Annotated in this window: 9 protein-coding genes; 5 read left to right on the forward strand and 4 right to left on the reverse strand. The window is 74.4% G+C overall.

Going from position 1 to position 15,856, the window contains the following annotated elements; translation table 11 throughout:
* Nucleotides 1–44: 44 nt before the first annotated feature.
* The 4 genes from ACN28A_RS26730 (at nucleotide 45) to ACN28A_RS26745 (ending at nucleotide 4,813) form a co-directional block, all read left to right on the forward strand.
* Nucleotides 45–983 carry a diacylglycerol/lipid kinase family protein gene (locus ACN28A_RS26730; protein ID WP_421404652.1) on the forward strand — a complete coding sequence of 313 codons (939 nt, stop codon included), beginning with the start codon at nucleotides 45–47 and terminating at the stop codon, nucleotides 981–983.
* Complete coding sequence (locus tag ACN28A_RS26735; protein WP_421399416.1) at nucleotides 980–2,143, forward strand: YihY/virulence factor BrkB family protein; 1,164 nt, start codon at nucleotides 980–982, stop codon at nucleotides 2,141–2,143. The genes ACN28A_RS26730 and ACN28A_RS26735 overlap by 4 nt, the downstream gene beginning before the upstream one ends.
* Before the next feature lie 60 nt (nucleotides 2,144–2,203).
* A complete protein-coding gene (locus tag ACN28A_RS26740) occupies nucleotides 2,204–3,805 on the forward strand; it encodes a phosphatase PAP2 family protein (protein ID WP_421399418.1) in 1,602 nt (533 codons plus the stop codon).
* Nucleotides 3,806–3,907: 102 nt separating this feature from the next.
* Complete coding sequence (locus ACN28A_RS26745) at nucleotides 3,908–4,813, forward strand: endonuclease/exonuclease/phosphatase family protein (protein WP_421399419.1); 906 nt, start codon at nucleotides 3,908–3,910, stop codon at nucleotides 4,811–4,813.
* 31 nt (nucleotides 4,814–4,844) lie between these two features.
* Here the strand turns inward: ACN28A_RS26745 and ACN28A_RS26750 are convergent, their stop codons facing one another.
* The 3 genes from ACN28A_RS26750 to ACN28A_RS26760 form a co-directional block, all read right to left on the reverse strand.
* Entirely contained in the window at nucleotides 4,845–5,516 is a 672-nt protein-coding gene (locus ACN28A_RS26750; RefSeq protein WP_421399421.1) for a response regulator, read from the reverse strand.
* Nucleotides 5,517–5,596: 80 nt separating this feature from the next.
* Nucleotides 5,597–7,849: a histidine kinase gene (locus tag ACN28A_RS26755; RefSeq protein WP_421399423.1), complete on the reverse strand. Its 2,253-nt coding sequence runs from the start codon at nucleotides 7,847–7,849 to the stop codon at nucleotides 5,597–5,599.
* A 28-nt stretch (nucleotides 7,850–7,877) separates the two neighbouring features.
* Entirely contained in the window at nucleotides 7,878–8,396 is a 519-nt protein-coding gene (locus ACN28A_RS26760; protein ID WP_421399425.1) for a hypothetical protein, read from the reverse strand.
* Between the two features lie 367 nt (nucleotides 8,397–8,763).
* Between ACN28A_RS26760 and ACN28A_RS26765 the strand changes: the two genes are divergently transcribed.
* Nucleotides 8,764–12,699 carry a lanthionine synthetase LanC family protein gene (locus tag ACN28A_RS26765; protein ID WP_421399428.1) on the forward strand — a complete coding sequence of 1,312 codons (3,936 nt, stop codon included), beginning with the start codon at nucleotides 8,764–8,766 and terminating at the stop codon, nucleotides 12,697–12,699.
* A 55-nt stretch (nucleotides 12,700–12,754) separates the two neighbouring features.
* On the opposite strand, the gene ACN28A_RS26770 is transcribed toward ACN28A_RS26765, so the two are convergent.
* Entirely contained in the window at nucleotides 12,755–15,838 is a 3,084-nt protein-coding gene (locus ACN28A_RS26770; protein ID WP_421399430.1) for a BTAD domain-containing putative transcriptional regulator, read from the reverse strand.
* Nucleotides 15,839–15,856 lie beyond the last annotated feature (18 nt).

Below are 15,856 nucleotides of genomic sequence, written 5' to 3' on the forward strand. Positions count from 1 at the left end.
CGGGTTCCCGGTCCGGCGGTCCGGCCGGCCCCCGGTCGGCGGTGGTGGTCAACCCGGCGAAACAGGACGACCTCGACGGGCTGCGCCGGACCGTCACCGAGACACTGGCCGCCGCCGGCTGGCCGGAACCGGACTGGTACACCACCACGGTCGACGACCCCGGTCAGGGGCAGGCCAGGCAGGCGATCGAGGCCGGCGCCGAGGTGGTCTTCGTCTGCGGCGGCGACGGCACGGTGATGTCCTGTGTCGGTGCCCTGGTCGGCACCGAGGCGGCGATGGCGATCCTGCCGTCGGGCACCGGCAACCTGCTCGCCGCCAACCTCGGAATCTCCAACGACCTGGCCGCCGGCCTGGAGGTGGCGATCGAGCAGGGCCGGCGGCGGATCGACGTCGGCTCCTGCGGCGACCAGTACTTCACGGTGATGGCCGGGATGGGCTTCGACGCCAAGATGCTCGAAGCCACCTCCGAGACCACCAAGGCCCGGGTCGGCTGGCCCGCGTACGTGATGGGAGCGCTGCGGCACCTGCGGGACCGGCCGATGCGGGTGTCGATCCGGATCGACGACCAGCCGCCCCGGCGCCGCCGGGCCCGGACGGTTCTGGTCGCCAACGTCGGGCGGCTGCAGGGCGGGGTACGCCTGCTCGCCGACGCCGAGCCGGACGACGGCTACCTGGACGTGGCGGTGCTGACCCCCCGGACCCTCAACCACTGGCTCTCGCTCGGCTGGGCGGTGCTGCGGCGACGCCACCGGGTGCCCAGGATGGAGGTGCTGCGGGGCCGCCGGGTCACCATCACCAGCAACCGCGCCCAGCCGCGCGAACTCGACGGGGACGTCATCCCCGCCGGCCGCTCCCTGAAGGTGTCGGTACGCCCCGACGCGCTCTGGCTCTGCGTGCCGAGGCCGGAGAGCGAGCCGGACCTGTCCAAGGACGCCGACGCGGTCGCCGAGCGGGGTGAGCGGCGGGTGGAGGAGGCGCGGTGAGCAGCACCCGGCTGGTACCCGAGACCCGGTGCATGCCGGACGACGAGCTCTCCGCCGACGACGCCTGGCACACCCTGCGCCGGCACGGCGGCTGGCACCTGGTCCGGGACGCCTTCATCCGGTTCCGGTACGGCGACGCGTTCAGCCACGCCCGCGCCCTGGCCCTGCAACTCTGTCTCGCCGTGGTGCCGTTCATGATCGCGCTGGCCGGTCTGATCAGTAACCTGGGTGCGGACGAGGGCGGCCTGGTCGTCGCCGACACCGTGATCGCGCTGACGCCGGGCGCCAGCGACCAGATGGTCAAGGAGTTGCTTGTCGACACGGAGCAGACCGAGGACGCCGGCGAGCTTGCCCTGGCCCTCGGCCTGCTCACCGGCCTGTTCGCGCTGACCACCACGATGGCCCAGGTGGAGCGCGGGGCGAACCGGATCTACGGGGTGGAGCGGGACCGGCCGGCACTGTGGAAGTACCTCCGGTCCGCCGTCCTGGCGCTCACCGCCGGGGCGCCCGCACTGGCCGGCTTCTTCATCCTGGTCGGCGGCGGCGAGATGGGCCGCTCGATGGAACGGCACTACGACTGGTGGGGGCCGTCGGTCGGCCTCACCTGGGCCGTACTGCGCTGGCCGTTGAGCCTCGGGCTGACCGTCTTCGCGGTGGCGGTGCTGTTCCGGCACGCGCCCCGCCGCCGGCAGCCGGGTCTGTCCTGGCTGCTCTTCGGCGCCGGGTTCAGCATCGCGCTGTGGTGGCTGGCCAGTGTGCTGCTTGCCGGGTACGTGTCCTACAGCGACGCCTTCGGCGCCACCTACGGTGCGCTGACCGGGATGATGGCGCTGCTGCTCTGGGCCAACCTGACCGGGATCGCGCTCTTCGGCGGGTTGGCCTTCGCCGCCCAGCTGGAGGCACTGCGCATCGGCGACCACGAGCCGGCCGAACCGGATCGCTGGGAGCCCGACCGGACCGACCCCGGGCAACTGAACATCATGGACATCGATCCGGCGGTGACCTTCGGTCCGGGCGTACCCGGCCCGCGCATCGCCGAGGACCGGGCCGGCGCGGGGCCGGACGGTGCCGGGCCGGCCGCCGCCGACACTCCGGCCGCCGCCGCCGACACTCCGGCCGCCAACGTCGTCGGCTCGGGCGGGGAGCCGCGCGAGCGCTGACGGGTGTACGCCGGCCGCGTGCCGGGTACCGGCAGGCCAGGATCGAGAAGGGAGCCTGGCGTGGCCACCGTGAGCGAAGTGTTGCGGCGACCTCTCGGGCATTTTGCCGAACGGAGCCTGGCCGGATGGGCGCTGGTCGCCGGTACCGGAGCCGGGTTCGGAATCCTCCTGTTGCTGGTGAGGGTGCACTGGAGCCCGCTGCACCGGGCCGACCACGAGACGGCGGCCTGGTTCAACGAGCTGGTCTCGGCCAACGGCGGCCTGGTCACCGTGCTGGAGGCGATCTCCTCGCTGGGTGGGCGGCCGATCATGATCTGGCTGGTCACCATCGCGGTGCTGGGCCTGCTGATCCGTCGGCAGGGCCGGCTGGCCGTATATCTGATCGTCACCGGTCTCGGCGCCCTGGTGCTCGACCCGTCGATGAAGGAACTGGTGGGCCGGCTCCGGCCGGTGGTCGACATCCCGGTCGCCTCGGCGCCGGGCAACAGCTTCCCCAGCGGGCACGCCCTCGGGTCGATGGTCGCCTACGGTGCCCTGCTGCTGGTCTTCCTGCCGGCGATGCGGCCCCGGTGGCGCAAGCTGGCGATCGGCCTGGTGATCGCCCTGGTGTTGGCGGTCGGGGTTACCCGGGTCGCGCTCGGCGTGCACTACCTGACCGACGTACTCGCCGGCTGGCTGCTCGGCATCGCCTGGCTCGGCGTCACCGCGTACGCCTTCCGGCTGTGGCGGCGCGAGCGGGGCCGCCCGGTCCGGCCGCTCGGCGAGGGGCTGGAGCCGGAGGCGGGTCGGGAGATCACCCCGGCGCCGGCCGAGGACCACGTGCTGAACCATCCCCGGGCGGCCGTCGCGGAGGTGCTCACCGGCTGGGTACTCGTCTTCGGCGCGCTCTACGGCTTCGGCATGCTGGTCAGTTACCGCCTCGGCGGGACCTTCGTCGAGACCCTCGACCGGGAGGTGCCGGCCTGGTTCGCCGCGCACCGGACCGAGACGCTCAACCACCTCAGCTACCTGGCCAGCAAGGCCGGTGACACGCACGCCATCCTGCTCGTCTCGCTGGTCTTCTGCCCGCTGGTGCTGGCCTGGTGGCGGCGCTGGCGTCCGGTGCTCTTCCTCGCGCTGACGATGTTCGGCGAACTGACCCTCTTCCTCGCCACGGCCCGCGCGGTGGACCGGCCCCGCCCGCCGGTCGAGCACCTGGACGGCCAGTTGCCGACCGCGTCCTTCCCGTCCGGGCACATCGCGGCCACGATGTGCCTGTGGGTGGCGATCGCCCTGCTGGTGATGCCGCGTACCGACCGCTGGTGGCGCTGGCTGACCGTACTGGCCGCGGTCGTCATGCCGCTGCTGGTGGCCACCTCCCGGATGTACCGGGGGATGCACCACCCGAGCGACTTCGCCGGAGCGATGCTGCTCACCACGCTCTGGATCGGCCTACTCTGGCTCGTGGTACGCCCCAACGAGGATCTCTCCGACGGTGGCCCGGCGGAACGGGGCGCTGCCGGGCGGGACGAGCGGCGCCGGGACGGTGGCGACGCGGATCCGGGGGTGCCGGACAACACGGACGGCGGTGCGCGGACGGCGGAGCGGGAAAAGGTGCCCAGCTCGCCGGCCGGGCTGTCGAGTCTCGACGACGAACTGGCCCGAGCGGCACGCCCGGACTGACGACCAGACGCACGTCCGCCGGGGGGTGGCCGAGACCAGACACACCCCCACCGGCGGATGAGCTTCACGTGGACCGGACGGGGTGGGTGCCGGGTGCGGGCGATGACGTACAACATCAAGAACGGCGGGCTGGACGGCGGCGACCCGAGCCGGCTGGACCGGGTACTCCAGGTGGTCGCCGACCAGCGGCCGGACGTGCTGGCGTTGCAGGAACTTCGCGGACTGCGCCGGGACAGCCGGCGGCTCGACGCGGTCGCCGGGCGGCTGGGGATGCGGGCGTACCTGACCGGCGGCTGGTTCGGGCAGCCGGTGGCCGTACTCGTCCGCCCGCCGGTCGAGCCGCTCCGGGTCGCACCGGTGCGCCGCCCGTTCCACCACGGGGCACAGCGGATCGTGCTGGCCACCGAACGGGGGCCGCTGACCGTGCTGGGCACGCACCTGCACCCGTACTCCGGGCGGCGCCGGCTGCGCGAGGCCGGCTGGCTGGTCGGCGCGGCCGGCGGAACCCGGCGCGGCCATCGGGGAATGCGGGACGGCGGTCGGCCGGACCGCGGGTCGCTGCCGGAGCGGTTGGTCCTGCTGATGGGCGACCTGAACACGCTCGACCCGGACGGCCGGCACGCCGAGCGGATCAGCCGGCTGCCACCGGAGTACCGGGGGCGGCACCTGATGCCGGACGGGGTGACCGTGGACACCAGGGCGGTCGCCGCGCTCTACCGGGCGGGTTTCGTGGACCTCTTCTCGGCGGCGAGCCCCGACCTGGAGCCGCCGGCCGGCGACCGTGCTGCCGGGCCGGCGGGCGGCGCCGGGCCGGCGGGGCGGGTGGAGCCGCCGGACACCGTGCCGACCAGCGCCGGTGGCGGGGTCGAGTTCACCGGGATGCGACTCGACTATCTGCTCGGCACGCCGCCGCTCGCCCGGTTGGCCCGGCCGCCCCGGGTGGTGACCGGCGGAGCGGCCGAGTCCGCCTCCGACCACTACCCGCTGGTCGTCGACCTCGACCTGTGACTGGGCCGACCGGGCGGAACGGCGGAACGGTTCAGGTGCCGAGTCCGACGTCGCGGGCGAGCAGCGCCGCCTGGACCCGGTCGGCGACACCGAGCTTCGCGAAGATGGCGGAGAGCTGGTTGCGTACCGTCTTCTCGCTGAGCCCGAAGTGTCGCGCGATCTTGGCGTTGGTGTCTCCGAAGGCGAGCCGGCCGAGAATGTCCCGCTCCCTGGCAGTGAGCTGGTTGAACGGGGCGGGCAGCTCGGCCGGCCCCCGGTGCATCGCGGTGAGTACCGACGGCCCGATGCCCGGACCCAGCACCACCCCGCCCTGGGCGACGGTGCGCAGCGCGTCGATGACGGCGTCCGGATCCGTGTCCTTGAGCACGTAGCCCCGGGCGCCGGCCCGCAGCGCCCGAGCCACGATCTCCTCGTCGTTGGCCATGGTCAGCATCAGTACCTTGGTCTCCGGGCGGGACTGGATGATCCGCGCGGTGGCGTCGACACCGTCACCGTCCGGCAGCGTCACGTCCATCGCGATCACCTCGATCCGCTCGCCGACGGCCGTGCTGATCGCCTCGGCGGTGGTCGCCGCCTCGAAGACCTCGCTGACCCACGACTCGCCTTCGAGCATGGTGCGCAGCCCTCGGCGCACCACCGGGTGGTCGTCGACGATGAGGATCCGTCCACCGTGCACCATGCTCGTCGCCGCCTCTGCCCGCACGCCGCGTCCTGTGCGCAGTCGGCGGCCGGCGAAATGGCACCGCGGAGCCGGACTGCGCATCGCGGGTTCAGCGTAGCGGGCTAGCCGATCCGCCCCGCGTCGCTGTCCGGAGTCTGGCTGACGCCGGTCGGTGGGGCGGTGGTGGCGGGCTGGGCCGCCGCGCCGCGCGGCTGCGGCAACTCCGCCTCCGGGTCGGGGTCGAGCGCCCGATGGGCCACCCCCCAGCACCCGTCCGGACCGCCCGACTCCGGACCCGTACCGGTCTCGCTGCCCGTACGGACACCGTCGGCGTCATCCGCGGCGGGTGTGTCGGTGGCCGCCCGGTCGGAACTGAGGTGACCGTCCCGGGACGGCGTGCCGGTCGCCTGGTCCGGGACGGTCGGCTGGAACGGCAGACGCACCCGGATCGACGTACCGTGTGGACTCGCCGGCGTGATGTCGAACTCGCCGCCGAGTTCGGTGGCCCGTTCCCGCATCGAGTCGAGGCCGACCCCGCCGGGCCGGCGTGGCCCGAGCCCGACCCCGTCGTCCACGATCTCCACGGTCAGCGCCCGGTCCCGCTGCACGTTCACCCGGCAGGTGGTGGCCTGGGAGTGCCGGGTCACGTTGTTCAGCGCCTCCGCGACGATCCGGTACGCCGCCACCTCGATCGCGGCCGGCAGCCCCTGGAGATTGCCGTCGACGTGCAACCGGACCGAGAGGGTCGGACTGTCGAACCGGGTGCACTCGTTGCGCAGCGCGGCGGCCAGTCCCCGGTCCAGCGCGGGCGGCCGGAGTTGGTCGACGAGCTGGCGTACCTCGGCGGTGCAGGTCTGCAGGTCCGCGCTGAGCGCGTCCAGGATCCGGCCGGTGCGCGGCTGCCCGGCGACCAGCTTGTGCGCCGCCCGGACCTGCATGGCCATCCCGGCCAGGGTCGGGCCGAGACCGTCGTGCAGGTCGCGGCGCAGCCGGCGACGCTCCTCCTCCCGGGCGGTGATCAGCCGTTCCCGGGAGTCCTGGAGGTCGTGGATGAGCCGGACGCTGTCGGCGGCCACCGCCGCCTGCGTCGCCAGGTCGCCCAGCAGGCGCCGCTCGACCGGGGTGAACCGGCTCGCCGCGCTCCGGTTCGCCACCAGCAGCCGACCGACCCGCTCCCCCCGGGTGACCATGTCGAACGCCTCTACCGGCGTGTTCGCGCTGCCGTGCGCGGCGAGGACCCGGGGCCCCTCCCGCCCCTCGACCTCGACCGCGACGTGCGGCACCCGCAGCGACCGCGCGATCGTGTCGGTGAGCTGCGGCAGCACCGCGCCCGGCTCGACGGTACGGCCGAGCAGGTCGCCGAGCCGCGCCATCACCTGGTACGGGTCGTCCCGGTCGCCGTAGAGCAGCCGGTTGACCCCCCGCTGCACCCGGCCGCGGGCCGGCTCGAAGGCGACCGCGATCAGGCCGGTCGCCACCAGCGAGGCGTTCGAGGTGCTGCCCGCCATCAGCAGGTCCCGCAGCAGCGTGATCAGTCCGACGAAGGCGGCGACCACCAGCAGGCTCATCACCAGCCAGACGATGGTCCGGTTGATCACCTGGTCGAGCCCGTACAGCCGGTAGCGCAGCACCGCGACGGCCATTCCGACCGGGAGCGCGACGACCATGATCACCCAAGATCCGGGCAGGTCGATGGCCTCCAGCACGAGGCCGAGCAACAGCAGGATCGCGCTACCCAGCAGGCAGGCCAACTGCGCCCGGGTCTCACCGTCGGCCCGCCGCCAGCGCAGCACCAGCGAGAAGAGGGTCGCCACCAGCCCGAGCAGGGTGATTCCGATGCTGATGAGCCCGACCAGGACGAGCGTGCGTGCCCGCTGGGTAGGAGCCGCTTCCGCGACACTGACCAAACTCTGTGGATCGTCCAGCGCAGCTACCGCGTAGGCCAGCGAGGCGACGGCGATGGCGACGGCCATCAGCACGGCGACGGGCCGCCACCGCCGGGACGGCAACCGGCCGTCGGGGAAGACCAACAGGGCAAGGAAGATCAGTCCGTACGGCGGCCACCAGGCCCACTGGCTGAGCCAGGCGGCGGGCAACCAGTTTCCCCAACTCTCCGCGAGCGCAGCCATGCTCGCCGCCCCCCCGGCGGCGAGCATAAGCCGGCCCACGAGATGCCCGGGTACGCCTACCAGAGTCAACGCGCCCATGGCGGTGAATGCCACCGCGATCACCGCGGTTTCGCCGGTCAGTACGAGCGTGGTGCCGCCAGCGTTGATCACCTGCCCGGTCACCGCGAGCGCGACGACTACGGCTGCCCCGACCAGCGCGGCGACCCGACGTGCGGGCCACCGCCTGGTGTCCTTCGTGGACGTCACCCCTATGACCCCTGTCTGATCAGGTACTTCAGTGTGTCCAACCGGCGGCGTGCAGCGAGTTGTGGAACCACCCGCCCTGCGTCATCAGCCTGACGCCGCCGGACGGCGAGTCGCCGCCCGGGAAGTGCGCCGCGTCCTCGGCCAGCGTGCCGCCGCCGATCTGCGGCAGGGCGGCGATCGCCTCGTCGACGGTCAGCCCGGAGTCCGCGACGAGCTCGGGATTCCGGCGGATGTAGTCCCCGACATGCTGGACGACGGCCTGGAGCCGGCCCTGGATCAGCTCCGGGTCGGGATCCTCGAGCGTCGGAACCAGCCCTTCCAACGCCCACTCGTGGTTGAACACCGGCGCCAGTCGGCGGCCCGCCTTGTCGAAGAACTCCAGGCCGCCCTGGGCCTTGGCGCCGATGTCCTTCTCACTCAGTAACTCGGCGACGCTGCCGTAGGCGTGCGCGAAGCTGTTGTCGCTGGCGAGAACGATCGGTTCGATCTCCGTAGGGTGAACCGGGCGAATCGGCTTAGCGGTCATGACACTCCCCTCGTAATCCAATCTCGACGGTCTTCGCGCTGGTGGGCGACGTTTCCCTCCGCAGCCTAGGCCCGCTGTTCAACGGGGCGGATCGGTCCGTCGGCTCAGCATCATGGCCCGTCGGGCGTCCCGTGGGCCCGGGACCGGTGTCCCAGTCCACTCGGGAAAATCTGGTCTGTCTCCGTACGGTCCGGTAACCGACCCGATCTTCGACGGCTACCCGACCGGAGCGCGGCGGTTCCCGGCCGGAAGTGGCGGCGGCCGCCGGCCGGAGGTACTCGATATCGGGTCGATGCCCGGACGATGCGCCGGACCGGCACTCTCGTCGGCGGTGCCAGTCGCCACTCACCACGGCCGGCGCTTCGTCAACCGCTACCTGGGGAGACCTATGACGTCCGAGTCGTCGGCCGCCGCGAGCCGGGATCCCGGCCTCGCCGTGCCGCTGCGCGGACGGACCCGGCCTCCGGCCGGTCGCGGGCCGTCGTCCGGTCACCTGCCGCAGCCCGGTCACCCGTCCTGGCTCGGCCGGACGACGTCATCCGGCCGCCCCGCGTGGTCCGGCCATCCCTCGTCGTCCGGGCACCCGGCACGGTCCGGGCAGGCGGTGCCGGTCGGGCAGCGGGAGCCGGCCGACCTGGTGGCCGAACTGCTCGACCTGATCAGCCTGACCGGCTGGACGGTCCAGCACCGGGCCGGTCGGACCGTTGTCGCTCCGCCGTTGGCGGTTGCCCGGATGCAGGGTTGGAAGCTGCACGTCTCGGCGACGCCGTCGAACGCTCCGGAGGTGCTCGCCGCGTGCGTACCCGTGCTTGTCGAGTCGGGTACCGCGTTCGCCTTCGTCGCGACCGCCGCCGGGCTGGCCGAACTCAACGGCCCCCGGGCGCCACGGGCCGGGGCCGGAAAGTTCCTCACCGTCTATCCGGCAGGCGACGAGCTCTTCCGGGAACTGGCGGGACGGCTCGACGAGGTGACGGCCGGCCAGGGGGGCCCGGCGATCCTCTCCGACCGGGCGTACCGGTCCGGCGGGGTGGTGCACTACCGGTACGGCGCCTTCGGCGAGTTCGGCGTGCGGGACAACGACGGCCGGTACCGGCGCTGTCTGGTCGACCCGGACGGCAACCTTGTCGAGGACCGCTGCGAGCCGGTCTTCCGGCCACCCGCCTGGGTCGAGTTGCCGTTCGGCCCGGTACCGGAGCGGTCGGCCGCACCGGCATCAGGGGCGCCGGCGTGGCCGACCGGTCCGACGGCGTCGAACTGGTCGATCGCGTCGATGCAGGTCTTGGGGACGTCCGCCGCCGACCCGGATACCGGTGCGGCGGGGACGGCCGGGTCCGTGGGGGGCGGACCGGGGGGCCCGGCCGGGCCCGGGGTACCTGTTCGGTCGGGGGGTTCGACCGAGCAGGAGGGTCCGGCCGGGTCGGGGGGCCCGGCACGGCCGGGGGAGCGCGTGCGGCCCGGGGGAGTCGCGCGGTCGGGGGTGGACGTGCGGCCCGGGGGAGTCGCGCGGTCGGGGGTGGACGTGCGGCTCGGGGGAGTCGCGCGGTCGGGGGGACCGGCCGGGTCGGGGGGCCCGGTCGGGCCTGCGGGGGCGGCCGGGTCAACGGGGGCGGCCGGGTCGACAGGGACGTGGGAGCCTGTCGGCCCGGCCGGACCGGCCGAGGTACTGATCGGCGGCAGGTACGCGGTCACCGGCGCGATCCGGCAGGCGAACAAGGGCGGTGTCTACCGTGGCCGGGACCTGCGTACCGGGGTGGACGTCCTGATCAAGGAGGCCCGGCCGTACGTCGGGGCGGACGCGTCCGACCGGGACGTCCGGGACCTGCTCGGGCACGAGGCGCGGGTTCTGCGGCACCTGCTCCCGCTCGGTGTGACGCCTCGGCCTCTCCGCGAGTTCGTGCAGGGCGACCATCGGTTCCTGGTCGAGGAACTGCTCGCCGGGCAGCCGTTGTCGGCCGATCCGTCGGACCCGTCGACGGCCGGTGCAGCCCTTCCGGGGGCCGGGGCGGGCCGGTTCGGCTGGAACCACCTGCTCGACCGGTTGGCCCGGCTGGTCGGGTCGGTGCACGCGGTCGGCGTCGTGCTGCGGGACCTGGCACCGGAGAACGTACTGCTGTTGCCGGACGGGGAACTCCGGCTGGTGGACCTGGAACTGGCCGCGTTGCGTACCGGCGGGCGGGACGACTGGTCGTACCTCGACCTGCGGCACTTCGGCGAGGCCGGGTTCGTGGCGCCGGAGCAGTGGCACGGCGCCACGCCGGACCCGGCGGCAGATCTGTTCAGCCTCGGCGTGCTGGCGCTGTGGCTCGCCGGTCGGGTCTGGCCGGCGGACGCGGTCACGGTGTTCGCCGGCTCACCTGCCGGGCCCGGCGAGCCGCCGGTACGGTCCCCCGAGGAGATGGTGGCGGCGCTGCTGGAGCCTTCTTTCGGCGGACCACCGGTTCCGGCGCTGTTGCGCCGGATCGTCAGCGGGCTGGTCCGGGTCGAGCCCGCCGACCGGATCGGGCTGGACGAGGTGGTCGCGCTCTGCGCCGAGGCCGCCGACGGCCCGGCCCCGGGCCGACCGGCGACGACCGCCAAGCGCGCCGCCGTCCCGCACCCCGATCCGGACGTCGGCCCGCAGGTCGGGGCCGGGCGGGAGAAGCAGGCCGGCTCGGACGACTGCGCGCACGCTGGCTCGGACGACTGCGCGTACGCTGGCTCGGACGACTGCGCGCACGCTGCTGCGGGCGACTGTCCGTGCGCTGGTCCGGACGGGCGTGCGGGGCTGACGGTGAGGCCGCTGGAGGCGGTGGAAACGCTGCCAGGGCCCCTGGCGATGCCGCCGGAGGCGATTGCGACGCTGTCGGAACCGGCCTGGTCGGGCCTGGTCGAGGAAGCGGTCCGGCGACTGGACCCGAGCCGGGAACACGGATCCACTTCGGACGCGAGTGACGTCTCCGGTAGCTGGGCGGACGCCCGGGGCCGGCCTACCGGCGCCCACCTGTCCGGCCGGCTGGAACGCGCGGGCCAGGTCTGGGCAGGACCGGGTCCCGGTCGACAGGGCGCCTCCGATCCGGCAGGCGCCGACGCCGCCCGGTCGGTGGCGGCGTTGACCCGGCTGGTCGTCGCCGGATCGGTGGCCGGCGGGCCCGAGGGACCGGCCCGGGTGAGCCAGGTACTCGACCTGCTGCTGGACCGGCTGCTGTGTTCGTCCGACGGCGGCTGGCAGCGCCTGCCCGGACTCGCGGCCGGCTCCGCCGCGACGGTCTGGGCACTCTGTGACGCCGGCCGGCTGCTCGGCCGGCCGCATCTGGTGGACCGGGCCGTGGAGCTGGCGCTCCGGCAGCCGGTGCGTTGGCCGGACCCGGGGCTCGGGTACGGGCTCGCCGGTCTCGGCAGCGGCCTGCTGCACCTGTGGCGGCACACCTATCTTCCCGTCCTGCGGGAACGGATCACGGCAGTGGCCCGACAACTGCTCGACACCGTCGATCCGGGCGGCGCGATGGTCTGGACGGTACCCCCGTCCTTCGACTCGGTACGCGCCGGACTGCGGACGTACGACCTGGCGGGGGGTACCGCGGGAATCGGCGCGTTCCTGCTGGCCGCCGGACACCTGCTCGGGCGGCGGGACCTGGCAGCCGCGGCGGTCCGCTGCGCGGAGACGCTGCTGGACGCGGCCGAGACCGTCGACGGGACCCTGTGCTGGCCGAACCCGTCGTCCGACGCCGGCCCCGGACAGCGGTCCTGGTCCGGCGACGCGGCCGGAATCGGCTCCTTCCTGTGCCGCGTGTACGTCCACACCGGCGACTCCCGATACCGGGCAGCGGCGGTGGCAGCCGCGCATGCGGTCGTGACGAGCAGCTGGATCCGGCACCGGAGCGGCGGCGTGGCACCCCTCGTGGGCGCGAGCGGCAGTGTCGGGGTCGATCAGATCGGGCCGGCCGGAGTCCGATCCGGGGCCGGATCGGCGGCCCCCGCTGACGGGGAGTTCCTGCTCGACCTGGCCCGAGCTACCGGCGATGTCCGGTACGCCGCCTGGGCCGAGGCGCTGGCCGCGCGGTGGTGGGCGACAGAGGTCCGGCACGTCGGGGGCGCGGATCGGTCGGACGGGCGGTGGTGGACGGCCACGGGTGGCGCCGATCCGGCCGGCCGACTGTCCTTCCTGCTCCGGCTCCGCCTCGGCGGTGCACGGCTGTTCCACCCCGATCCGGCGACGGAGTCGGGCTATCCGGGGACAGGACAGCCGATGGGCGCCCCGGCCGGAGCTGTCGGGATCGGCGCCTGGCGGACCGGAGTCGGCGGGTCGACCGTACCCTGCGCCGGTGGCACCACCTGTCGGTGCTGACCCGGCGACAGGTGCGGGTGTGGGTGTGGGTGTGGTGTGTGGGGTGTGCCCGGAGTCAGGCGCCGCGGGGGAGGGCGGGATCCGGCGGACGGAACCTGCCCGGTAACACCGTCACCACCTCCGACGGCCGCTGGACCGGGGTCCGGCGCGGTGTGGCCAGGCTGGCGGTGCCCGACGCCGTCCACGTCCCGGACGGCGCAGCCCGGCGCGGTGGCTCCGGCTGGTCGGCGGCACAGAGGACGGGAGTCGCCCTCGGCGGCACACCGATCCGCCGGATCACACCGCGCAGGGTTCCCCGGGTCCGGCTCCGGGCCGAAGCGGCCGGCTCGTCGGTCCCGCACGGGACGACGAGCCGCTCCTCGACCGGGCTGCCGACGGGGGCGTTGTGCTGCTCGGCGAGCCACTGGGCGGTCGCACAGGCCGCCGCCCGGTCCCGGTCACCCAACTCGTCGAAGAGCTGCCGAGCGGTCCGCGCGGACGTCCAGGCGGCCGCGGACTCCGCCCGGGAGAGCAGCAGCAGGGCGTTGCCCAGGGAGAGCAGGGCTCGGGCACGGTCGCTACCGCCGTGACCCCGCAGCGCGCGCCGGCCGTGGTCGACGGCACGCTGCCAGAGCCCGGTGAGCCGGCGCTGACGCAGGAAGTTGGTCGGGGCCACGGCGAGCCGCCAGGCCAGTTCGGTGTCGCCGAGCGCGGCGGCCTGTCCGGCGGCGCCGACCACCAGGTGGCGTTCGGCGGTGAGCCAGCCCAGCGGGTCGGCGTCGACGGCACGCAGGATCCCGGCGTACGGTCCGAACCCCTCCGGCAGGCCCAGTGCGCCGGCCGGGAAGACCTGGTCCGGCAGTTGGCCGTCGGCGCGCAGCGCCAGGTCCAGCAGCCACCAGTACGCCCGGCGGTGTGCCGTGCCCCGGGTCGGCGGGGGATCGTCGACCGCCACCCGCTCCTGGGCGTACAGCCGGACCAGTTCGGGCATCCGGTAACGGGGCAGCCCGGTGCGGCGGTCCGGGACGGCACGCACCAGCCCGGCGTCGGCCAGCTCGGCGAGTGCCTGCTCGGCGCTGTCCTGATCGGTGTCCAGCAGCGGGACGGCGAGCCAGCCCGGGAACTCGGCCACGGGCAGCGTGCCGAGCCGCCGCAGCAGGGTCGCCGACCCGGTTGCCAGCCGCCGGTACGCCTCGGTCAGCCCCCGGCGTACGTCCCGGGAGCCGTCGACGAGCCCGTCGAGCCGGCGCGGGCCGTCGGCGAGCCGTTCGGCGGCCTGGCCCAGCGACCCGTCCCGGCCGGCCGCGAGCCGACTTCCGGTGACCCGGATCGCCGACGGAAGCCGGTCGCAGAACTGGACCACCCGGTGCGCGGCCGGAAGATCGTCGGCGACCCGGTCCGGCAGCATCGCGGTGAGCAGCCGGACCGCCGGCTCGACCGGCAGCACGTCGAGGGGGAGCAGGTGCGCGCCGTCCAGTCCGGTCAGCGGGTGCCGGGCGGTGACAAGCGTTGCCGAGGCCGGGCCGGTGGGCAGCAGCGGGCGTACCTGGCTTTCGTCGACGGCGCCGTCGAGCAGCACCAGGAGCCGGCGCTGTGCCACCACCGACCGGTAGAGGTCGCGCCGCTCGGAACGCCCGACCGGAACCGATCCCTCGGGTACGCCGAGGGCGCGGAGAAAGCCGCCGAGCACCTCGTACGGGTCCACCGGGCTGCCCCGGTCGTCGACGAGTTCGGCGTAGAGGCAGCCGTCCGGGTGATCCGGGCCGACGTCCCAGCCCGCCCGGATCGCCAGTGCCGTCTTGCCGACCCCGGGCATCCCGGCGACCACCACCAGCGCAGGTCCGGCTCGGCCGCTGTCGCCGCCGAGCGCGGCTCGGATCCGGGCCAGCTCCAGTTCCCGCCCGACGAAGTCGGCCACCGCCGACGGTAGTTGCCACGGCCTGCCCGGCAGCCCGTCGCCCGCCTGTCCGTCCCCCGCTGGAAGCGGGGCGGGCGGCTCGCCGCAGTGCTCGGACGGCTGCCCGGCCGTACCGTCCCGGCCACTGGGCCGACGGCGGGCCGGGCCGCCCGGTTGCCCGGCCGGTCGTCGCGGCGTCCCACCCGATCGACGCGTCGGTCGGCCGGCGATGCGGCGGCGGGCCGGTGGACCGCCGGGGCGGCGCCCCGGCCGGTTCGACTCGGTACCACCGCCCCCGGCCGGCACTGCGGACAGCTCCTCCGGCACCGCCTCCGGCTGGGTCGGCACCACGTCCGCGTGGGCCGGCACCACGTCTGCGTGGGTCGGCATCGCGTCTGCGTGGGTCGGCATCGCGTCTGTGCGGGTGGGTACCGCGTCCGCGCGGGTGGGCGCCATGTCTGCGCGGGTCGGCACCACGTCCGCGCGGGTCGGGGTCGGTTGCGTGGTCGGCGGGTCGAGGACGGGGTCGCGGTTGAGGATCTGGCGGTGCAGTGCCGCCAGTCGCGGACCGGGCTCGATGCCGACCTCGTCGGCCAGCCGCTGCCGGTAGTCCTGGTACGCGGCCAGCGCCTCGGTGACCCGGCCGCAGCGGTATAACGCGAGTACCAGGTTCTCCCGGAAGCGTTCGTTGAACGGGTCGGCGGCGGCCAGTCCGACCAGTTCGGTGACCAGGTCGGCGTGCCGGCCGAGGGCGAGTTCGAGGTCGATGCAGCGGGCCCGGACCGCGGCCCGCCGCTCGGTCAGCAGGGTGCCGGCCGTGCTGACCAGTTGGCCCTGCACGCCGGCGAGCACCGGCCCGCGCCACAGGTCGAGGGCGGAGCGGTACCGGCCGACCGCGTCGACGGGTCGGCCGGTGGAGGCCGCCCGGTCGGCGTCGGCGACGTACCGCTCGAACAGCAGTACGTCGAGTTCGTCGGCGGTCGCGGCGAGCCGGTAGCCGGCGCTCTCGGTGAACACCACCGGGCGCGGCACGCCGGTCCTGGCGAGCAGCCGGCGGAGCTGGGACACCACGATCGTCAACTGGGACCGGGCCGTCGCCGGAGCGTGCCAGCCCCACACCGCCTCGATCAGACGCTCGGTCGGCACCGTCCGGTTGGCCTCCAGGAGCAGGGTCGCCAGCAGGGCCGAGACCCGGGCGCTCCGGATCCGGAGCGGGGCACCGGCGATCTCGACCGACAGGGGACCCAGGATTCTGAACCGCATACTCGTCTCCGCCGCGTC

This window comes from Plantactinospora sp. WMMB782 (assembly GCF_049179135.1).
In the GTDB taxonomy this organism is placed as follows: domain Bacteria; phylum Actinomycetota; class Actinomycetes; order Mycobacteriales; family Micromonosporaceae; genus Plantactinospora.

Coding starts and splice junctions, on each gene's coding strand:
- ACN28A_RS26745 (WP_421399419.1), top strand. CDS start 3,908: ATGACGTACAACATCAAGAACGGCGGGCTGGACGGCGGCGACCCGAGC.
- ACN28A_RS26770 (WP_421399430.1), bottom strand. CDS start 15,838: ATGCGGTTCAGAATCCTGGGTCCCCTGTCGGTCGAGATCGCCGGTGCC.
- ACN28A_RS26765 (WP_421399428.1), top strand. CDS start 8,764: ATGACGTCCGAGTCGTCGGCCGCCGCGAGCCGGGATCCCGGCCTCGCC.